Source organism: Blautia sp. 2227st1_G12_2227SCRN_220401 (assembly GCF_039062885.1).
GTDB classification, from domain to species: Bacteria; Bacillota; Clostridia; order Lachnospirales; family Lachnospiraceae; genus Blautia_A; species Blautia_A fusiformis.
Map to the genome: position 1 here is coordinate 20,270 of NZ_JBCLNI010000003.1, position 21,123 is coordinate 41,392.

The 21,123-nt window shown below is 43.9% G+C and carries 21 protein-coding genes, 1 tRNA gene and 1 riboswitch; of the genes, 2 read left to right on the forward strand and 20 right to left on the reverse strand.

What is annotated here, in order from left to right:
- Nucleotides 1-75: 75 nt before the first annotated feature.
- Complete coding sequence (locus tag ABCM67_RS02125; protein WP_015525894.1) at nucleotides 76-276, forward strand: cold shock domain-containing protein; 201 nt, start codon at nucleotides 76-78, stop codon at nucleotides 274-276.
- Between the two features lie 144 nt (nucleotides 277-420).
- Here the strand turns inward: ABCM67_RS02125 and ABCM67_RS02130 are convergent, their stop codons facing one another.
- Both ABCM67_RS02130 and ABCM67_RS02135 read right to left on the reverse strand, forming a co-directional pair.
- Nucleotides 421-675 carry a hypothetical protein gene (locus ABCM67_RS02130; RefSeq protein WP_015525893.1) on the reverse strand — a complete coding sequence of 85 codons (255 nt, stop codon included), beginning with the start codon at nucleotides 673-675 and terminating at the stop codon, nucleotides 421-423.
- A gap of 117 nt (nucleotides 676-792) precedes the next feature.
- Nucleotides 793-1,632 carry a DegV family protein gene (locus ABCM67_RS02135; protein ID WP_059085169.1) on the reverse strand — a complete coding sequence of 280 codons (840 nt, stop codon included), beginning with the start codon at nucleotides 1,630-1,632 and terminating at the stop codon, nucleotides 793-795.
- 159 nt (nucleotides 1,633-1,791) lie between these two features.
- Between ABCM67_RS02135 and ABCM67_RS02140 the strand changes: the two genes are divergently transcribed.
- The gene (locus tag ABCM67_RS02140) at nucleotides 1,792-2,295 is read left to right on the forward strand and encodes a DUF5721 family protein (RefSeq protein ID WP_022426217.1); all 504 of its coding nucleotides are present in this window, start codon (nucleotides 1,792-1,794) and stop codon (nucleotides 2,293-2,295) included.
- Here ABCM67_RS02140 and ABCM67_RS02145 read toward each other — a convergent pair whose 3' ends face one another.
- The 18 genes from ABCM67_RS02145 to ABCM67_RS02230 all read right to left on the reverse strand — a co-directional run bounded on the left by ABCM67_RS02145 (nucleotide 2,296) and on the right by ABCM67_RS02230 (nucleotide 21,025).
- The gene (locus ABCM67_RS02145; RefSeq protein WP_022426218.1) at nucleotides 2,296-2,628 is read right to left on the reverse strand and encodes a sporulation initiation factor Spo0A C-terminal domain-containing protein; all 333 of its coding nucleotides are present in this window, start codon (nucleotides 2,626-2,628) and stop codon (nucleotides 2,296-2,298) included.
- Between the two features lie 280 nt (nucleotides 2,629-2,908).
- The gene (gene htpG, locus ABCM67_RS02150) at nucleotides 2,909-4,963 is read right to left on the reverse strand and encodes a molecular chaperone HtpG (protein ID WP_059085170.1); all 2,055 of its coding nucleotides are present in this window, start codon (nucleotides 4,961-4,963) and stop codon (nucleotides 2,909-2,911) included.
- Between the two features lie 240 nt (nucleotides 4,964-5,203).
- Nucleotides 5,204-8,179 (reverse strand): hypothetical protein, encoded by a 2,976-nt coding sequence (locus ABCM67_RS02155; protein ID WP_342992460.1) that lies wholly within the window; start codon nucleotides 8,177-8,179, stop codon nucleotides 5,204-5,206.
- Nucleotides 8,180-8,299: 120 nt separating this feature from the next.
- A complete protein-coding gene (locus ABCM67_RS02160) occupies nucleotides 8,300-8,557 on the reverse strand; it encodes a hypothetical protein (RefSeq protein ID WP_015525887.1) in 258 nt (85 codons plus the stop codon).
- 1 nt (nucleotide 8,558) lies between these two features.
- Nucleotides 8,559-9,362, reverse strand: a complete 804-nt coding sequence (locus tag ABCM67_RS02165; protein WP_342992461.1) for an HAD family hydrolase — start codon at nucleotides 9,360-9,362, stop codon at nucleotides 8,559-8,561.
- Nucleotides 9,355-10,020 (reverse strand): HAD family hydrolase, encoded by a 666-nt coding sequence (locus tag ABCM67_RS02170; protein ID WP_147603664.1) that lies wholly within the window; start codon nucleotides 10,018-10,020, stop codon nucleotides 9,355-9,357. The genes ABCM67_RS02165 and ABCM67_RS02170 overlap by 8 nt, the downstream gene beginning before the upstream one ends.
- An 8-nt stretch (nucleotides 10,021-10,028) precedes the next feature.
- Nucleotides 10,029-10,634: a Maf family protein gene (locus ABCM67_RS02175; RefSeq protein ID WP_022426223.1), complete on the reverse strand. Its 606-nt coding sequence runs from the start codon at nucleotides 10,632-10,634 to the stop codon at nucleotides 10,029-10,031.
- A 189-nt stretch (nucleotides 10,635-10,823) separates the two neighbouring features.
- Nucleotides 10,824-12,491 (reverse strand): glutamine--tRNA ligase/YqeY domain fusion protein, encoded by a 1,668-nt coding sequence (locus ABCM67_RS02180; RefSeq protein ID WP_015525883.1) that lies wholly within the window; start codon nucleotides 12,489-12,491, stop codon nucleotides 10,824-10,826.
- A gap of 114 nt (nucleotides 12,492-12,605) precedes the next feature.
- Nucleotides 12,606-12,678 (reverse strand) — tRNA-Thr (locus ABCM67_RS02185).
- 164 nt (nucleotides 12,679-12,842) lie between these two features.
- Nucleotides 12,843-13,196, reverse strand: coding sequence for a hypothetical protein (locus ABCM67_RS02190; protein ID WP_147603663.1), 354 nt, complete (start codon nucleotides 13,194-13,196; stop codon nucleotides 12,843-12,845).
- 84 nt (nucleotides 13,197-13,280) lie between these two features.
- Entirely contained in the window at nucleotides 13,281-13,865 is a 585-nt protein-coding gene (gene sigH / locus ABCM67_RS02195) for an RNA polymerase sporulation sigma factor SigH (RefSeq protein ID WP_022426224.1), read from the reverse strand.
- A 36-nt stretch (nucleotides 13,866-13,901) separates the two neighbouring features.
- The gene (gene rlmB / locus ABCM67_RS02200) at nucleotides 13,902-14,666 is read right to left on the reverse strand and encodes a 23S rRNA (guanosine(2251)-2'-O)-methyltransferase RlmB (RefSeq protein ID WP_021650979.1); all 765 of its coding nucleotides are present in this window, start codon (nucleotides 14,664-14,666) and stop codon (nucleotides 13,902-13,904) included.
- Nucleotides 14,638-15,063, reverse strand: a complete 426-nt coding sequence (locus tag ABCM67_RS02205) for a ribonuclease III domain-containing protein (RefSeq protein ID WP_021650980.1) — start codon at nucleotides 15,061-15,063, stop codon at nucleotides 14,638-14,640. Before ABCM67_RS02205 ends, rlmB begins: the two co-directional genes overlap by 29 nt.
- Entirely contained in the window at nucleotides 15,048-16,457 is a 1,410-nt protein-coding gene (gene cysS / locus ABCM67_RS02210; protein ID WP_021650981.1) for a cysteine--tRNA ligase, read from the reverse strand. The genes ABCM67_RS02205 and cysS overlap by 16 nt, the downstream gene beginning before the upstream one ends.
- Before the next feature lies 1 nt (nucleotide 16,458).
- The gene (ispF, locus tag ABCM67_RS02215) at nucleotides 16,459-16,950 is read right to left on the reverse strand and encodes a 2-C-methyl-D-erythritol 2,4-cyclodiphosphate synthase (RefSeq protein ID WP_044961210.1); all 492 of its coding nucleotides are present in this window, start codon (nucleotides 16,948-16,950) and stop codon (nucleotides 16,459-16,461) included.
- Between the two features lie 70 nt (nucleotides 16,951-17,020).
- Entirely contained in the window at nucleotides 17,021-18,286 is a 1,266-nt protein-coding gene (locus tag ABCM67_RS02220; RefSeq protein WP_021650982.1) for a sn-glycerol-1-phosphate dehydrogenase, read from the reverse strand.
- Between the two features lie 528 nt (nucleotides 18,287-18,814).
- A riboswitch (cyclic di-GMP riboswitch) is annotated at nucleotides 18,815-18,890 on the reverse strand.
- Between the two features lie 199 nt (nucleotides 18,891-19,089).
- Complete coding sequence (locus ABCM67_RS02225) at nucleotides 19,090-19,467, reverse strand: RidA family protein (protein WP_044961177.1); 378 nt, start codon at nucleotides 19,465-19,467, stop codon at nucleotides 19,090-19,092.
- Between the two features lie 91 nt (nucleotides 19,468-19,558).
- A complete protein-coding gene (locus tag ABCM67_RS02230) occupies nucleotides 19,559-21,025 on the reverse strand; it encodes a serine hydrolase (protein ID WP_342992462.1) in 1,467 nt (488 codons plus the stop codon).
- Nucleotides 21,026-21,123: the final 98 nt, after the last annotated feature.

The following is a 21,123-nucleotide window of genomic DNA, read 5'->3' on the forward strand; positions in this document are numbered from 1 at the left end:
TGTAAAATCTGGTGATTTTTTATTATCATCAGAAGGCTATTTTAATTTTTTTTATTTTTATGGAGGTAACACAAAATGAACAAGGGAACTGTAAAATGGTTCAACGCAGAAAAAGGTTATGGTTTTATCACAGGTGAGGACGGACAGGATGTATTCGTACACTTCTCCGCTATCAACGGTGAAGGCTTCAAATCTCTTGAAGAAGGACAGGCTGTATCCTACGACTTAACAGAGGGCGCTCGCGGAATGCAGGCTGCTAACGTTACAAAGTTATAATTCTATAACCATAAAAAACGTATAAGTCAAAACGGGGCTGCTTTATGGCAGACCCGTTTTTTATTGCATTGTATTTATCCTGTATATAAAAATCCCCGGGATGCTTCAACACATCCCGGGAACCCATCATTTCATATGTGTTTTCTATTCCGCACTGTCTGAAGATAATCCGGAAATATAATCTGTCAATGCAGAAGTATCCATCACAGTATCCACCTTCACACTGGCTTCCTTCGCCTGGATCTTGGCATATGCGGAATATCCGATCCAGCCTACAAGCAGAACCGCGATGAGGATCCATGCCGCCATCTCAAGTACAAATTCTGCGCGTTCCTTCTTCAGGGCACTGTTTCGCGAGTATTTGTTGTTTTTATATTTGTCAACTTTCTTCTGGCTCATTGTCTTTCTCCTTTGCCGCTTCAGTACTTCGTACATTATAGCACACTTGTTTTCAAAAGAAAAGCGGCAACTCCCTGAAGAAATGTGATAATTTTCTGAACTGGAGATTTTCTCTGATCAGACTGCTACGATAACGCCACCATCGTTGGCATACATACTGCTGACACCGGCAGTATCCATAACTACGATCTTTGCTGGGTGCAGTTTCTCACGGATAGCCTCCTCCAGCATCTTCGCTCTTTCCGGACAGTTGCAATGAGTGATGGCAACTGTCTTTTCCGGGATGTTGATCCCCTTCTCTCCAATGTGATCCACCATTTTTACGATTGCTTTATTCATGCCTCTGGCCTGATCCAGCTGACAGATCGTTCCTTCCGGAGTAGCTCCCATAACCGGCTTGATCTTCAGTGCACTGGCCACCAGAGCTTTCACTCTGCCCAAACGTCCGTTCTTGCGCAGAGTTTCCAGATTCTCCAACACAAAAAATGTGTTCATCTCTTCAATATATTTCTCTACTTCACTTACTACTTCTTCAAAAGAAAGTCCCTTTTCTTCACACTCCACGATCTTCATGGCAATCAGACTCTGACCACCGGATGCAGATTTGGAATTAAATACATGAACCTTTTTCTCCGGCTGCTCTTCCAGGAACAGGTTTTTTCCAAGAATCGCACTGTTATAGGAACCACTCAATTCTGCCGATAGCGTCACCGCATAAATGTGTTCCGCATCACACTCATATGCCTTCATATAGCGTTCCGGAGAAGGGCATGCAGACTTGGGGCATTCCGGGCAGGCCGCAACCTTCTTTAAAAAATCTTTCTGATTGAAATTCTCATCATCTATAATATTCTCACCGCCCACCGTCAGCGTCAGTGGTATGGATTCAATCCTGCCGTCATTTTTCCATTCATCTAAAAGCTCCCCACAGCTATCTATCGCAATCTTATAGCTCAATTATATCGTCCTCTTTTCCATTATATGTAGTATTCAATACCACATCTATCGTATCACATAAACAGATATTTGAAAAGAGTTTTTTAAAAAGTCTGTCCTTTTTTCTTTATCTGAGATATAATGTCTACACGCGATCACATAAAAGAAAGGAAGTGCGGCATGCTTGCATTAAAGATCACAGATATCCGGGATTTCACAAACAAACTTTTTATAGGAGAAGTATTTGACAAATTCTGTCTGTCCGAAGCGACTGTGACTACTTTTAATACTTTTACCATTGATGGCAGGCTTCAGAAAGATTTTTTTGATACAGACAGCATGAACAGACTCACAGAGCACGGCCGGACACATTCTCTCTGGAAGGACATCAGACCTTTCTGCTGGTCTGTGATCCGCGGTAAGCGTACGCCCTTAAGCTTCAGGATCGTGCTGCATTTAAGTCGGAGTGGAGTTGAAGCCGCAATGAGAAATACAGATTTCGGAATTTCCTCCGAACAGATAGACGGACTATTCTTAAATCTTCAATTTAAAAATAACAGCCTTCTTTGTACTACCGGAACCTCTCTTAAAACATTCTCTATGGATAAACGCCCAGAGCAGCTCTGGGATGATATGATCCTGAGCTTTCTGTCCAGGAATCAGATTCTTTTTGAAAGGCTATAGTCAATTCTCTTCTTCTATTTCCCTCAGGTAATACGCAAGCATATCAATAAATTCACTGTTGGTAGGCTTGTATTCCAGAGGATATCCTGCAATCTCATCCAGCAGTTTTTTATTTCCTTCCCAACACACATTTACCATTGTTCTGATATCATGCTCAATATTGGTAGGTGTTGATCTGTACTTCCGCGCCAGGCATGGATAAATGTCCTTTGTGATCCGCAATGGTTTATACTGATACCCCATGGAAATCTTTACCGCTTCCGCAACGAAAAAATATCCTTTGTATTTCGAATTTGCACCAAGTCTTCTGATCAATCCATACACCTTTTTCATACATTTGTTCCTCCATTTCATTTTTTTCTCTTTTTAAAAGCACTCCCTTATGTATAATACGACAGTTATCTATATTTTTCGCTTTCTTCTGAAAATTTATTTTATACATATTAGATACTAATTTAAATTTTTAGTCATATTTTACAGGTTATTTTTATTTAATATCTATTATTTTATTTAAAATTCCTATAATTGTGTTAAAGATACACATATTGTTATAAAAAAAGCAAAGGCTTTGCCCCATTACGGGCAAAGCCTTTCGATCATTTTATATGTCGTTTTATTTTGTAAGGACCATAAGGATATCGTTGCTTCTCTTTACAAATTTTGTCATTTCTTCAGGAGAAAGCTGTTTATGGCTCATCATTGCAAGATCATAAAGCTGTTCACAGATCACCGGAACATACTCTGATCCCTGATTTTCTGCTATAAATCTTACAAGAGGATGATTTGCGTTCAGTACAAGTACTTCCTGACCACCGAACATATTCGGATCCATTCCGTACATATTGTACATTTTCATCATATCCTGCATACGGCGACTCTCCTCAGGAAGAGTGATCATCGCTGCAGTTCCCTCATTTTTCAGCTTCTCTACTTTTACTTCAAGTTTATCCTTGCCAAGATTCTTACGGAACACCTCAGTAAGTGTCTTGACTGTTGCTTCATCCGCTTTTCCGTCTTCACGAAGCTCTTCTGTCAGATCTGCATCAATTCTCTTGAACTGGATCGTCTGATCCTGCTGTTCAAGATGGGAAATAAACTGTGAATCGATCACATGCTTCAGCAGTACAGCATCTTTACCCGCTTCACGGAACATATTAATGTACTGGCTCTGCTGTACCTCATCGGTCACATAATAGATCACCGTTTTTTCCGGTTCCTCATTCTGGGATCCTTCAGAAGCTTTCTCCTCTGTCTTCTCCTCTTCAGCTGCTTTTGTTTCTTCTTTTTTATTTTCCTCAATGCAGTCTTTCAGGGTAAGATATTTGCCATCCAGATTCTTAAAGAGGATATAATCGTTCATCTTCTCACCAAATTTCGCATCCTTGATGCATCCAAATTTGATAAACGGGCTGATATCATCCCAGTACTTCTCATAAGACTCTCTGTCTGTCTTGCACATTCCGGTGAGCTTATCTGCTACTTTCTTGGTGATGTATTCAGAAATCTTTTTCACAAAACCATCATTCTGCAGTGCAGAACGGGAAACATTCAGTGGAAGATCCGGACAGTCGATCACGCCTTTCAGAAGAAGAAGGAATTCCGGGATCACCTCTTTGATGTTATCTGCAATAAATACCTGATTATTATAAAGCTTGATGGTTCCCTCAATGGAATCATACTCTGTCCTGATCTTCGGGAAATACAGGATACCCTTCAGGTTGAACGGATAGTCCATGTTCAGATGGATCCAGAACAGCGGTTCCTTGTAATCCATAAATACCTTACGGTAAAATTCTTTATACTCTTCATCCGTGCACTCATTTGGGTGTTTCATCCAGAGCGGCTGTGTATCGCTTAAGGATACCGGCCGTTTATTGATCTTTACTTTATCTTTGGCAGGAGAAACTTCCACAACTTCTTTCTCGCCTTTATCATTCTCCTTTTCCTCTGTCTTGGCATCCTCATGGATATGCTCAACTACCACATCATCTTCACGGAGATCTGCCTCATCGATCGTTTCATACTCCTGTTCAGCATTTGCTTTGGAAAGATAGATATTTACCGGCATGAAAGAACAGTATTTCTCGATAACCTCTCTCATACGATATTCATTGGCAAACTCCAGGCTTTCCTCATTGAGGAAAAGAGTGATCTCTGTTCCCGGTTCTGTTTTGTTTCCGTCTGCCATCTCATACTCCGTACCACCGTCACAGGTCCAATGTACCGGTGTGGAACCCTCCTTGTAAGAGAGAGTATCAATATGAACTTCATCTGCAACCATAAATGCAGAATAAAATCCAAGTCCGAAATGACCGATCATCTGATCATCCGTTGTTTTATCCTTATATTTCTCAAGAAACTCTGTGGCACCGGAAAAAGCGATCTGTGTGATATATTCCTCTACTTCATCTGCTGTCATACCAATACCGTTATCGATAAACTTCAAAGTTTTCTGATCCGGATCAACGATAACATTTACAGCCGGTTTGTAACCTTCCGGGAATGTATAATCTCCCATAACTTCCAGCTTTCTCAGTTTGGTGATCGCATCGCATCCGTTGGAGATCATCTCTCTTACAAAAATATCATGGTCGGAATATAACCATTTCTTGATAATCGGAAAAATATTTTCACTGTTGATTGATAAACTTCCATGTTTTGCTGACATATATGTCACTCTCCTTTTGTTTTTATTTTTATTTCTGATGTTCCGACAGAGCCGGAAACCTGTTGTTTTTTTCAATAAATATATACTAATACGACTTTTTACAAAAGTCAAGAAAAATTTAGCACTCATCATTATAGAGTGCTAGTAACAGCATATAAAACGGATCTCTATGTGCAAAAAAATCCCTCCGTACATTTTTTGTACGGAGGGTGCTGTAAAACTATCTTCTACATTCTGTTCTTATTTTTTCTTTCTACGATATACAAGGATTCCTCCAATACATACCACAGTCACGATCAAAATGATCACAAATGTCATGATCGGTGTACTGTCTCCCGTCTGCACTGCAGATTTCTGATTTGTCTGTGTCACTGCCGGACTCGGAGTCGCAGTAAGAACTGCTGCCTGTGATACCGTAAAAGTAACCGTACTTTCTGACTGTGTACCGGTATCCTTCCAGCTGGAGCCGTCGTATTTCTGCTGTCCAAAGGTAACTTTCAGAGTATATTTTCCCGGCTTGCTGACACGGAATGTTGCAGTATAAGGCTCTCCATCCCAGGTACGGGTCTCTGTGATCTTCCAGCTCTTCGGCTGATATCTGGTATCTCCCTTACGCGGGTTTGTATTATCCATTCCTGCACCAGCTGCTGTAAAGGTGATCTTTGTATTGGTATCATACTTGCCATTGGAATCAATGCCTGTGATCTTATTGTCCGATGCAGCGGCTTCCGTGCCCTGATATCCATTTACTGTAATACTTACTGCGATCACTGTACTGATCTTGTTGGGATTCTTAACCCCCTCCGGAAGAATGACGGTACCTTTTACATTAAATATCTGACGTTCTGCAGAAGACGGATCATAAGAAGATCCCTTAACATCCCATTTAACAGATGCCTTCTGCTCTCCCTTTGTTGTAGTGATCTTTACTGTTCCCGGAAGCTTCAGGGCTTTCTGGGTTTTCTGGGTTCCATTGGGTAGATCTTTGATATCGGATGGCTTTTTGATGCCTGTAAGGTTATTCGCCTTCTTACCGTTATCTGTTTTTTTCTTTGTAACGCTGAAATGGACATTTACATAAGCTTCCACATTTGCATCATTGGCGATCACAATGTCTTCCAGATATTCCCCCTGTGAAAGTCCGCTGACCGGCTGTACGCTAAAGGTTGCATTATCTCCTGCTTCCAGCTCTGTGGCGGAAAGTGTACCAATTGTATATGCATTTGATGAAGGCTGTTTCAGAACGATCTTTGTATTTCCGGTGTTGGTAACTGTAACTTTCTTCGCATCAGGAAGTTCCTTATAGCCTTCCTCTTTGGTTCCAAACTCCAGACTATCTGTTACCGAAAGACCGGGATTGGGTTCCGGTTCCGGCTCCGAAACTGTAAATTCCAGCCGGACTTCAGCCAGTGTGTTTCCGGTATTCTGATCTGTCACAGAAATCGTATCGCTGTGATCTCCGACCTGAAGACCGGTCTTGGGCTGTACGGTAAAGGTTGCCGCCTTATCTCCGGGATTGAGCACTTCCGCAGAAGGCTCTCCCACCTCATAATCCTCCGGAGCAGAAAGCTGGATCCGGATAGCCTCTGTACCTGTATTCTCTACGGTTACAGGCTGTGCATCCGGCGCAGTCTCATAGCCCTGTTCCAGTGTTCCAAACTTCAGAGGACCTTCCGGTTTCACTGTTGCAGTAACTGTTTTTGGTGTTTCTGTCTTTACCATAACCGAAGCCGTCACTGTAGCAGATGCTTCCGTGCTTTCATCAGAAGCAAATACAAGCTCTTCCACGTATGGATCATCTTTTGCAGAGAGTCCAAGCTTAGGCTGTACGGTAAAGGTCTGCTCTCCTCCCTGCGCCAACTGGATATTTCCGCTACTCTCCACTTCACTGACCGGCGCAATATCAAAAAACTCCGACTCAGGCTGTACTAACGTCACAGCTTCTGTACCTTCGTTTTTGATCGTGACTGTACTTGTTGTTTCTACCTTTTCATAACCGGCAGTCAGATCATCAAAAGGCAGTTCTGTCGGATCCGCAGTTAGCTTGTATATTTTTTCCGCTGCAGGGTCCGATGTTTCCCCGGGATCTGTCTGCTCATTATTTTCATGATCTTCGGCTTTTTTATTTTCCGGTTCTTTTACTGTAAAGTCCGCTTCAAAGAAGACATCGGCACCTTCTTCTGTCTGATACGTGATCAGATCTTTGTATTCTCCAGCCTTCAGACCTTCTCGTGGTTTTACCCACACAGCAACACTTTCACCACTCTTTAATGGCGCATCGTTAATATCCGCAGCCATGAAATTCTCCGGGGCAATCTCTTTAAAATTGAGATCTCCGGTTCCGTTATTTGTGATAGTAACCATCTGTGCTTCCGGAATTTCCGTATATCCCTCTTCCACGGAACCAAAATCCAGAATTCCACTTCCATCTTCCGTGTATGCAGATGCCGAATATGTCGGTTCCTCATTTTTTTCGGAAGCGTCTGCTGCTGTACCTGCGGAATCCGGTGTCTCTGTCTGACTATCTCCAGATGTATCTGCCTCATCGGTATTCTGAGGCCCTGACTGTTCTCCGTTTACTTCTATAACAGAGTTTTCAGCAGGCTCCTGGGTATCTGCAGGTTCCTGTGCATCTGTATTTTCCTGTACATCTGTATTCTCCTGCACATCCGCAGACTCCGTTTCTTCTGCCGGCTCTATGGTTTCCTCAGGCTGAGCACTATCAGGCTCCTCTGACGTTCCAGCTTCTGTATCCGGCGTGTTCTCTGAAGACTCCGAATCTGCCGAAGCTTCACTTTCCTCCGCATCCGGATCTTCTCCTACTGCTTTGGCTTCCTCCTCTGTTTCGGAAACCTCCTGGGTCGTCACCGTAAGCTCACCACTGACTCCCGTCTCTTCTTTTCCGGTGATCTTCAGAACGATCGGAAGACCCAGATCTTTTTCATCGATTTTATAAGTCTTATCAGTTCCTACCTCTGTAAGAAGGTCTCCGTCCTTTAATGACCAGGAAAAACTCACATTATCATCTGTGATCCCCTCCGGCTTGACCTTTGAGTAATCTGCACTTAAGGTAGACCCGATCGCAAGTGTTCCTTTGACCTTCAGCTTTCCATCAAGAGTTCCCGATGGAGCTGCAGTGGCAAATACCATCGATGGAAGCAGCGTTACCATCATAAGCACAGCCATGACGACTGCCAGCACTCTGCTTTTTTTCATATCCCATCCTCCTTTACATCATTTTATTTTCCCCACATTTACCCTTTCTACGCAGGGCTTTCTTTTTGCTGATGCAAGTTTATCATATTTAATTTTCAGAGGTGTAATCCCTGCTTTCCGTCAGCCTTCTACGATCATATATTTTCCGTCCGGGAGTTTAAATACTTCGCTTTCTTCTTCCAGCTCCTTCAGGGAAATCCCCTCCACATCTGCGCCCATTCCATCCAGATATTTTTTAACATCCTTCAGGGAATCCAGCACAACTGCCATGCAATCCTCTAGAAATTCCTCTGCCTCCTCAAAATCCTCTGCTACCGGCTCATCAAAAAGCTGCCCCTGTTTTTCCAGAAATGTCTGGACATATTCTTTCTTGTACATATTAAAGTTCCTCCTTTATATCTCCGCCCGCCGCGATCAGTCTGCGAAGTACTGGTTCCACCTTCTCTGTCTCGTAGAAAGCCGCCGCCTTTACCCCTGGCTTCGCATGCTTCATGGCAAAGCTGTATTTTACAGATTTCATCATTTCAATATCATTGTATTCATCCCCGAACGCCATGCATTCATCCGGTCCGATTCCCAAAAGTTCCTGGTATTTACGGATCCCTTTTGCTTTGTTCGTGGTAAATGGAACAAAATCCACCCACGCAAATCCGGATGTCACAACAGTACATCTGTCTTTGAACCGTTCTCTCCAGTACCGGATGGATTCCTCCGTCATTCCTTCTCTCTCATAAACTGCAACCTTCATACAAGGCTCTGCGATCTCATCAAAACTCTTTATGATCTTACACTGATTTTTTACTTCTTCGATCATCAGATGGCGATAATGTTCTGTCTTGGGCATGATATAATAAAAATCTTTTGTAGAACAGGAAAATTCCGCTCCGGGCTTTTCCCATATTGCCTGAATGATCTCTCTGACCAGTTCTTTGTCAAAGCTGTCGCAGTACAGAAACTTCTCATTCTGGACAGCAAGCCCGCCATTTTCACTGATAAATGCCATCTCGTCCTTTACCGGCGCAAAAAGATTCCTCATATTGGCATACTGTCTGCCACTGGCTGCCACAAAGAGGATTCCCATTTTTTTCAGTTCCTTTACCAGCGGAAAGATCTCTTCCGGCAGCGTCTGTCTTCCACCGATAAGCAGCGTTCCATCCAGATCACTGGCAACCATCTTAATCATGCTGCTTCTCCTCATAAATAGTAAACAGATCACCAGGTACAGCTGCTACAATATCTGCACCGTTATTTTCAAGCTCTTCTCTGTCACGGAATCCCCATAGTGCACCAACGGTATACATTCCGGCAGCACTTCCTGTCTGCATATCTGTCTTTGTATCTCCGATATACATACATTCTTCCGGCTTTACGCCGAAATCTTCTGCAATCTTCAGCGGACCATCCGGCGCCGGCTTTCTGCGGATCCCTTCCTGCTGTCCCATCACCTCATCAAACAGATCGCCATAGATCGCCTTTACCACTTTCTGCGCCGCAACATGAGGCTTATTGGAGCATACAGCCATCTTAAGGCCTGCATGTTTCAGCTTCTGAAGGGTTTCCGGCATATCTTTATATGGCACAACTTTATACAGCGGATCTTCATCAAATTTCCTGCGATAAAGTTCCCTGACTTCTTCGTAGTGTACCAGCTCCGGATCTCCTGCATCGATCAGGCATCTTCTGATCAGCATATCTGCACCTTCACCGCTGTAATAACGAAAATTATCTGCCGGCTGTGGTTTCAGGGAAAACTTTTCCATGATCTCATTCGCCACATATGCCATAGATTCTAGTGTATCCGCAATTGTTCCATCCAGATCAAATATACAAGCTTTTATCATTTTGTCTTTCATCCTCTCAGGTTCATTCCCAGTTTTTTTGTCTCATAGATCAATCTTGCTACAGGCAGTCCCACCACGTTGTTATAATCACCACGGATTCCCTTCACATAGGCTCCCCAGGCGCCCTGAATCCCATAGCTTCCGGCTTTGTCCATTGGGTCTTTGCTGTTTACATATTCCTTTATTTCTTCCTCTGTCACCGGATAAAAGCTCACATCTGTGCACTCATGGAAGGTATGAGCTTTCCATCTTCCTTTTTCTCTTATCAGCAAAGTTACACCGGTATATACCTGATGTGTATTCCCCTGCAGCATAGCGAGCATCTCTATTGCAGCTGTCTCATCTGCCGGTTTACCTAAAATCTTACCTTCATAAGATACAACGGTATCTGCACCGATCACAACCACATCTCTCAGATCTCGGTTCTCCTCTTCCTCCAGCGCGTATGCCGTAAACATAGCTTTCTGACGAGAAAGTTCCTCCACCACTTTCGCAGGCTCTGCACTGGTGATCCGTTCTTCCCCGCTGGCAGGCTTCACTTCAAAGGCGACTCCTACCTGGCTTAAAAGTTCCCGCCTCCTGGGAGATGCGGAAGCAAGCACGATTTTCTTCATGTGTAATTCCTCTCTTTCCTGTGTTATCAGTATAACCGTTTCTGTAAATGGGCGCAACCGAAATCGTTGCAGGAGCATTTTGTACTTATCCATTTATTCCTGATGACGACAAAACAAAACAAGCAGTACACCCTGATACCTGTTCACGGTGTACTGCTGTCATATGTTTCGTATTCTTTTTGACAGTTTTTATGCTTTCGGTAATTTGAAAGAGCTCTTCAGAGATACAATACGGTTAAATACCGGTGCTCCCTCCCTGGAGTCATGGATATCTGCGCAGAAGAAACCGTTACGTACAAACTGATAGCTGTCATAACCTTTTGCTTTCAGAAGCTCCGGCTCTACATAGGCACTTGTTACTGTAAGAGAATTCGGATTTACATTAAGAGAACCATCTTCTTTATTGTAAACACCTTTTTCTTCATCTACGATATTCTCGTAAAGTCTTACCTCAACTTTACCTGCATTGGATGCTTCCACCCAGTGGATCGTTCCTTTTACCTTACGTCCGTCCGGTGCATTTCCGCCCTTGGTCTCCGGGTCATAGGTACAGTGGACTACACGGATCGTTCCGTCGTCATCTGCCTCATAACCTGTGCAGGTTACAAAATATGCATTCATAAGACGAACTTCATTTCCAATATAGAGACGTTTGTATTTCTTAGGAGGCTCTGCCATAAAATCATCACGTTCAATATAAAGTTCTCCACTGAACGGGATCTTTCTGGTTCCAAGTTCCTCATTCTCCATATTATTCGGAGCTTCAAGATACTCAACCTGTCCTTCCGGATAGTTATCGATCACGAGCTTGATCGGATCAAGGATCGCCATCATACGCGGACGTTTCAGCTTCAGGTCCTCACGGATGCAGTACTCGAGCATTGCATAATCTACAGAACTGTTCGCCTTTGAAACACCACAGAGTTCTACAAATTTACGGATAGACTCCGGTGTAAATCCACGGCGGCGAAGTGCGGCGATGGATACTAGTCTCGGATCATCCCATCCATCTACGATGCCGTCCTCAACAAGCTTCTTGATATAACGTTTACCTGTAACAACGTTGGTCAGGTACAGCTTTGCAAACTCGATCTGCTTCGGTGGGTGCGGATATTCCAGCTCCTTTACCACCCAGTCATAAAGCGGTCTGTGGTCCTCAAACTCCAGAGTACAGATAGAATGTGTCACACCCTCAATGGCATCCTCGATCGGATGAGCGAAGTCGTACATCGGATAGATGCACCATTTATCTCCTGTATTGTGATGTGTCATGCGGGCTACACGGTAAATGACCGGGTCACGCATGTTCATATTCGGTGATGCCATATCGATCTTGGCACGGAGAACCTTCTCGCCATCTCCGTATTTGCCCTCACGCATCTCTTCAAAAAGCTGAAGATTCTCTTCTACAGTACGGTTTCTGTACGGGCTCTCTTTACCTGGCTCTGTAAGAGTTCCTCGGTACTCACGAATCTGGTCTGCAGTCAGGTCGCAGACAAAGGCCTTGCCTTTCTTAATAAGCTTCACTGCTGCCTCATACATCTGATCAAAATAATCAGATGCAAAGAAAAGTCTGTCTTCCCAGTCTGCACCAAGCCATTTCACGTCAGCCTTGATGGACTCTACAAATTCGGATTTCTCCTTTGTAGGGTTGGTATCATCAAAACGGAGATTGAATTTTCCGTTGTATTTCTGAGCCAATCCATAATTTAAAAGAATGGATTTCGCATGTCCGATATGAAGATAGCCGTTAGGTTCCGGCGGGAAACGTGTATGCACGGTGTCATAAACGCCTTCTTCAAGATCTTTGTCTATAATATTTTCAATAAAGTTTTTGGAAACTGTTTCGTTCTCCATTGCTTTCCCTCCTAAATATCATCCTGATGTTTTATCTTATCATAAATCCGGAGTTTTTGAAACCCGCAAAACCTGTATCTAAACAAAAAATTGTCTGTTTTTAGACACAAAAAAAGCTGCTGACGGGAATCGAACCCGTGACCTCCGCCTTACCAAGGCGACGCTCTACCGACTGAGCCACAGCAGCTTGTTTCGCGACGTTTGTGCCGCTCACAGTTGTTTATATTATCAGATGATTGTCATATTGTCAATACATTATTTTTATTTTTTTAAAAATTCATATTTTCATGATTATAGCACAAAAAATCCTGTGTGCTGTCGCTCGCAGACACAGCACGCAGGATTCTCTTTTTACTCTTCTGTCTTTGTCTCTTCTGCTTCTGTCTCTTCTTCCGCTTCGGCCTCCGATTCATCATCTGCAGGTGTTTCCTCTTCTGCTTCTGTTGGTGCCTCTTCAGCATCATCTGCCTCTTTGGAAACTTCTACAGTCTCAGATGCAGTCTTGTCCCAGTCCTGGAAGACTTCTTTCTCTTCTTTTTCTTCCTTCTTCTCGTCATCCTTGAAATCATCAAGATCTTCGAAATCATCCTCAAAGTCTTCTTCGCATACAGATCGTCTGGATACAAGTGCTGCGATAGCTCCTGCTGCGGCAGCGGTAAGCGCTCCTACTGCAACAAGTCCCCAATATTTATTGATCTTTGCCATAATTTGGTCTCCTTTCTTATTCTGCTCCTTATGAATATTATTTTAATACTTTTATATTCAAAAGGAAAGAGGTATTTACTCTTCTCAAAAATAGCTTTTAATTTTCCCACGGATCCTCTGCAGTGCATTATCAATGGATTTCGGTGTTTTTCCAAGGATCCGGGCAATATCCATATATCCATTTCCATCCAGATACAACTGCAGTACCCTGTTTTCCAGAGGGCTCAGGCTCTTTTTCATTTCATTTTCGAGAGCCGCCACATTTTCCCGGTCGATCAGGATCGATTCCGGATTATCATGCTCCACACAGGAATCTCTGAAGTTTTCCTCCGCCTCTCCGTCGCTTAAAGACACATAAGTGTTCAGTGGCTGATGTTTCTGGCGGTTTGAACTTTTAATTGCAGTATATATCTGTCTGTCAATACATATATTTGCAAAAGACTGAAAAGACGACTCCCTGTCTGGCTGGTAATCACGGACTGCCTTAAACAGTCCGATCATCCCCTCCTGTATCAGATCATCTGTGTCCCCACCTATCAGAAACATGGCACGGGCTTTTTTTCTGACCAGACCTTTATACTTTTCCATCAGATAATCTGCAATTGCAGATTCCCCTGCACGAAGTCTTTCGATAAGAGCTTCATCCGTCATCTCATTATATCGGCACATTTTTTCTCCGAACAGCTATGGCTGTATTTGATGTATTTATTTTGACAGTCTCTGTCTCACGATCTCAAAAGCAAGCACCCCTGCTGCTACAGAAGCGTTGAGGGAATCGATATCCCCCTTCATCGGGATCGCGGTAGTAAAATCACATTTCTCTTTTACAAGGCGGCTTACACCATTTCCCTCATTTCCGATCACAAGGCCAATAGGTCCTGTCAGATTCTGACGGTACATCACCTCTCCGTCCATATCTGCACATACGAACCAGATGCCTTTTTCTTTCAGTTCATCAATAGTCTGTCCCAGATTAGCAACCTTGGCAACCGGTGTATAATTCAGTGCGCCTGCCGACGTCTTGGCAACCGTAGCAGTCAGTCCTACTGCTCTGTGTTTGGGAATGATCACACCATGAGCACCTGCGAGATTTGCGGTACGGATGATAGCTCCCAGATTATGAGGATCTTCAATATTATCAAGAAGAATGATAAACGGAGGCTCTCCCTTATCTTCTGCTTTTTTCAGGATATCTTCCACTGTAGAATAATCATAAGCCGCAACCTGTGCGATCACACCCTGATGTGCACCTGTCTCGCTCATGGAATCCAATCGTTCCTTTGGAACAAATTTTACAATGGTATCATGTTTTCTGGCTTCTCTTGCGATGGTGCGGACCGGTCCGTCCTGACAGCCATCCAGAATAAACAGTTTATCAACACATTTACCGGAACGAAATGCCTCAAGGACCGCATTTCTTCCTTCTATCATTTCAGTCAATTTAAATTTCCTCCTTCTCAAGTCCTGCATGGACCAGTTCCAGTATCCTTGAAAAATCCTCTTTCAGGTAAAGATATCCCATCAGCGCCTCAAACCCTGTGGCACGCCGGTAATCCGCCATGGTGGCATGTTTGGCCATAGTAGCGGAATGCGCATTCCTTCCTCTTCGATATACACTTTTTTCTTCTTCTGTCAAAAGTGGTTCGAGGATCTCCATCATACCCGACTGTGCAGATGCTTTTACAAGGCTGCTGGCTTTTTTGTGGAGACGATTTACCGGACAATTCGCTTTTTTCACAAGAATAGTACGGATCACCAGCTCATAAACACCATCCCCGATATAGGCCAGCGTCAGCGGCGAATAAGTCCGAAGGTCTGCGTCTTTCAGATCAAACAGCTCTTTCAGTTTCTTTAAGCTCTCTGCCATTTCACACCTTCTCTTGTATCTTTAAGGATGATACCTTTTTTCAGGAGCTCATCTCGGATCTCATCTGCTCTCTTGAAATCCTTTGCCTTTCTTGCAGCCTGGCGTTCCTGGATCAGATCCTCGATCTCTTTGTCAAGAATCTCTTCTTTTTTCTCGATTTTCAGTCCCAGCACATCACTGAGCTTAAAAAGTTCCTCATAAAGACCACCGGCAAACTCCCTTGAGCTGTTCTCGTCTACGTTTGTGTTGGCAAATTTTACAAGCTCAAAAATTGCCGCAAGTGCATCTGCAGTATTAAAATCATCATCCATGGCAGCTTCAAATTTGGTAACAAAACCTTCTGCCTCTTTGAGAAGCGCAAGCTCTTCCTCTGTAATATTCTCTGCCGCCCCATTGTCTTTACGGTCGCTGAGCTTGCCTGCCGCCTCAAGGATACGCTCCAGAGAGTTCTTTGCTGCCTCCATCAGATCTGCGCTGAAGTTCAGCGGACTTCTGTAATGTGCGTTCAGCATAAAGAAACGGAGAACCTGAAGATCATACTGTTCACCGATCTGACGAACGGTACGGAAATTTCCGAGAGATTTGGACATCTTGCGGTTGTCGATGTTCAGGAAACCATTATGCATCCAGTATCTTGCAAAAATCTTACCATTGCAGCACTCACTCTGTGCGATCTCATTCTCATGATGCGGGAAGATCAGATCCTCACCGCCTGCATGGATATCAATCTCTTCTCCGAGATATTTCTTGGACATAACAGAACACTCAATATGCCAGCCAGGACGTCCGTCGCACCACGGTGACGGCCAGGACGGCTCGCCCTCTTTCTTTGGTTTCCAAAGCACGAAGTCTAACGGATCTTCCTTCTGATCCTCACCGGATACCTTAAGAGAACGGAATCCTGACTGGAGATCATCCAGATTCTTATGAGAAAGCTTGCCATACTCTTTGAATTTCTTTACACGGAAATAAACGGTCCCGTCAGCTGCCGGATATGCATATCCTTTATCAATAAGAGTCTGGATCATGTCGATCATGCCCTGGATCTCCTGTGTAGCCTGGGGTGCAGTTGTAGCAGGTTTTACATTCATATCTGCCATATCCTTCTTGCACTCTTTGATATAACGGGTAGAGATTTCCTCTGCGGAAACGCCCTCTTCAATTGCCTTCTTGATGATCTTGTCATCTACATCGGTAAAGTTGGATACATAATTTACTTCATATCCTTTATATTCCATATACCTGCGCACTGTATCAAAAATGATCATAGGGCGGGCATTTCCGATATGGATCAGATTGTATACCGTAGGTCCGCAGACATACATTTTTACTTTTCCTTCTTCCAGAGGTACAAATTCCTCTTTTCTGCGTGTCAGTGTGTTAAAAATCTTCATGTTACTCTTCCTCCAATTTCCCGATTCTGTACAGGGAGCAGATCGCCTGTGAGGAGATTCCCTCTCCCTGTCCTGTAAATCCAAGGCCTTCCTCTGTGGTCGCCTTGATATTCAGCTGTGATATTTTAATCCCAAGTGCTTCTGCGATATTTTCTCTCATCGTCGGAATATGTGGTGCCATCTTCGGTTTCTGAGCGATGATGGTGGCATCGATATTTCCGATCGCATAGTCATTCTCCTTCAGTAATCCGGCAACATGCACCAGAAGTTTCACACTGGAGATTCCCTTATATGCAGGGTCTGTATCCGGAAAATGCTTTCCGATATCTCCAAGAGCCGCAGCTCCCAGAAGTGCATCCATGATCGCATGGATCAGAACATCTGCATCCGAATGGCCCAAAAGACCTTTTTCCCAAGGAATATCAACACCACCAAGGATCAGTTTCCTGCCCTCTGTCAGTTTATGTACATCATATCCCATTCCTACTCTCATCAAACCGTTCATCACTGCCTTTCCTAAAATTTATGTCAAGTCAAAAGAACCTTTTATGAGCTGTTCCTGCTCAGTATGTGAGCATCTTCCGAAGTCTCAGAAGGCTCAACCTTCTTCTTGTATACGGTGCAAGTCTGAGACTCTCCTCGATCGCTTTTCCCGGCAGTCCGATATCCCGGACTCTGCTCACGCAGCCGACGATACTCATCATCTCCTGCATATCTGTAACTGCAGGAAGAAGATCTATGATCTTAAGGATTTCCGGAAGTGCACCGGAAAGTGTTTCTGTGCTTACATCGTCCAGAAGTTCCGGAGTGTTTTCTTTTTCAAGTGCTCCAAGAATCCCTTTTCTGCCGAAGGTCTCCTGCAGGAGTTCTCTGTCTCCGTCTGTAAAGGCATGCACTCTGCAGGCTCCTCTTCGGATAGCATCTGCAAGCTTTTTATATTCCAGAAGGACCAACATGGTTGCTGCAGAAACCTTCTCCCCGTGAAGAGCATCCAGGTGGCCATTGACCACTTCCATATCCCAGAGGTGGACCATATGGTGCTCCGCCCCGGATGCCGGTCTGGAGTTTCCTGTCATCTGCATGGCCAGTCCGGAAAGGATCAGCGCATACATCAGCTTCTCACATGCATCTTTCTCTCCTGCTGCAATTTCTTTCAGATTATCCTTAACAGTCCGGATCGCTTTTGTTTCCAGGTCTGCCACCGCTGTACAATAGTATTCATCCATAAGAATACTTGCTATCTTCCAGTCTGCCAGCGCAATGTATTTTCCCAGAATATCCGACACCCCGGCTGCTGTAAGCCTTGCAGGCGCCTTAGCAAAAATATCCGTATCCGCAAAAACAAAAAGTGGCGCAGATGCCTGAAATACTTTTTTTACACCATTCCAGGTCATGTCTGCTACTGTGGAAGTAAATCCGTCTGAACTGGCTGCGGTGGGCACAGAGACAAAAGGGATCCGGTACTGATGGGCGACAAAACGGCTGAGATCATGGATCGTCCCCGCTCCAACTGCAAGAACAAGATCGATGTCCTCTTCCATATAATTCTCCACGATCTCCACGGCACGCTCATCTGCCTCAAGACCTTCAGCATCTAGGATCAGTACCTGACACCGGTCGTAGATATCCTCCATCAGTTCCTCTGTAGCTTTGTAACTGTTCGTGTCACAGATCAGAAGCGGGGAAATACATTCTTTCAGATCACCGTCTGACATTTCCTTTTCCAGTTTCCCGATAGCTCCTGATTCAATTACAATTTCTCTAACGTCTATGTGGTGCTCCCTCCCGCAGCTGCAAGGTCGGGCAAAATCGTCCGCATCGACTCGCATGTACTTATGTCCTCCTGACTTCTTTTAATGATTCACAGCGTATTTCTCTGTCCGCTGAATGATACAATATTACAGTTTGGTATTATACAGGATTTTTTTTTATTACGCAATGATAGAGTTCAACTTGTTTCATCATATAGCAAAAATCCTTTATTTTCAAGGATTTCCGGTGTTTCTACGCCAAACAATGTTTCGCCTGGTTGCGTCTATTTTCTTTTGTTTGTCACAAAAATTGTCATAATAAAAAGCCACTCACAATAAAGGGAAGTGGCTCTGATTATTACATTACATTTTCAAGCTTTTTCAATTCATTCTGTACTCTTGCTCTTCTGCATCCTTCCCCTCCGCTTATTTCCATTCAGCGTCTGCTTCACTTAAAGTCTTTAATTGCCCAAAAAACTCTTTTGCAGCATCCAGACCTACAACCCCACTGTCTGTCAAACAGATATTCGCAATCCGCTTCGCTACTTGCTCATAACCGAATAACATCATAAAAAAAACACCGTCTCACAGACAGTGCACCTCATTTCATGCAACTGGCTGCCATTTTACAGGCCCTGTAGCTTTGCGTCCCAGACTTTCATCTGGTTTGCCGATCATCCTTATTAAGCTTTTATACGTATCCTAAAAAACTGGTTTTATTATACTACAGCGTTCTACTTTACACAAGAAAAAACATTACCGTTTTAACGCCTGAAAACACAAAAAAGAGATTGCTCCAAAACAGAGAAAAATACTTTATCACCACGAAAAAAAATCCCCGCTGTCTGACTGAAATCAGACAACAGGGATTTTTTATCAGATCATCCGATCGCTGCGATCACTTCTACCTCGCAGAGAACGTTCTTTGGCAGTGTCTTGACTGCAACACAGGAACGTGCAGGTTTATTTACGAAATATTTGGCATATACTTCATTAAATGCCGCAAAATCGTTCATATCTGCAAGGAAGCATACTGTCTTGATCGCATTCTCATAGCTGGAACCGGCAGCTTCCAGAACTGCTCCGAGATTCTTCATAACACGGTCAGCCTGCTCCTCGATGGTTGTGCCAACTACCTCTCCAGTTGCCGGATCCACCGGGATCTGACCGGATGTGTAAAGTGTATCTCCATGGATGATAGCCTGGGAGTATGGTCCGATTGCTGCAGGTGCTTTGTCTGTATGTACTGTCTTCATAATAGAATTCCCCTTTCATGAACATTTCGGATACTTCTCTGGCGGAAATATCCATCAGGATCTTACTCAGCTGTTTTTTATTCTAACTCACAGATCACCCCTGGTCAAGGTCCATATTCAGATAATTATAAACAATACCGGAAATATCCCGGATATGCGAAACTGCGTCCCCAGGTTTACAGTCTTCTGACATCACACAGAGGATATATGTAATCTTTTCTCCATATATAATGGCGATATCATGCTGGTCCGTATCCGTTTCTCCAGTCTTATTTGCAATTTCCACGGACACAGATATCCCGCTGGGGATCTTAGTAGTAACCTGCTGGTTCAGAAGCAGGTTCAGCATAGCCTCCGAAGCTTCTTTCGATACACATTCTCCTTTATAGATCCGGGAAAGAAGCTCTGTGCAGTCTTTTACAGAAGTGGTGTTCCTGCCACCGAGGCCGACATCCTTTGAAGAGGACGGGCTTAAGATGTGCTGTACGGAAGTATCTGCAAATTTCTGTTCCGCAAGAAATCCATTTACAGCCTGTGCTCCGTCCTTAAAAACACCCGATGCTGTCTGCAGACGTACCAGCTCATTAAAGGATTCATTGTCACTGACTGTGATCATATTCCAGAGAAGGTCATTGACCTTTGTGGATACGGACGGATCTGTAACATCTTTTTTCATTTTTGCCGCTTCGTTCTGAAGGACTGCATCCATGTTGGCATAGGTCTGGGCCATGACAAACACTTTGATCAGACTGGCTGAGTACAGTGACTGACTGTTCTGTTCAAACTCCTGATCACTGGTTAGATCCTTTACATAAACGCTCCATGTACCCTCATAGGTTCCAAGAAGATCCGCAAGCCGTTTCTCAAGGCCATCCATTCCCAGATCTTTCGTCTCGACTTTTCCGGATTTATCCACGGAAAATCCCTCCGGAGTCTCTCCCTCTTCCTGGAGCAGAACGCCGTTTTCTCCGCCAAAATAATAATATCCGTCAAACATCTGTCCTGCAGCATTCATTTCCAGATAATGGATACCTGGATCTGTAACCATTTTTCCATATTCATCAAAATAATACAGCCCGTTGTATGTTGTTTTGTCCACCACCAGCTCATCCATATAACGTACCTGTGGAGAGGCGCTGAGTTTTCCCAGATTGTTTACCATATAACAGCCGTCAAAAGAAACTTCCTCACCGCTGCCGTCTTTTGCCGGAGCCTTCAGATCGGTGATCTGGACCATATGCGAGTTTCCCGCTGTAAATTTACCGCTTTCGTCGTGATAATAATATCCATCAAAAACCGTTCCGTCGATCTCAAAATGATCAAAATAATACACTGCCGGAGTATTTTCTTTGGTTCCATCTTCATTCAGGCAGTAAAAGCCATTGCTTTTCAGAATATATTTCCCGTTTTCACCGGGAATTGGAAGTATCTGGGACTCCTCCGTAACAGAACCAAGGCTTCCCTGTGCCGTCTGCTGCACTGTTGTCGCAAAAACCGGCTGTGCGAGCATCACTGTGCTCAGACAAAATGCCAATGCTTTATATATTTTTTTTCGTCTCATATACTTCTTTCACTTTTCTTATGATCCTATTTTACAGTTTCTTGTCCTGATCCGGCATCCACACATTCCTCCAGTGATTTTCCAGATAAAGACTCTAT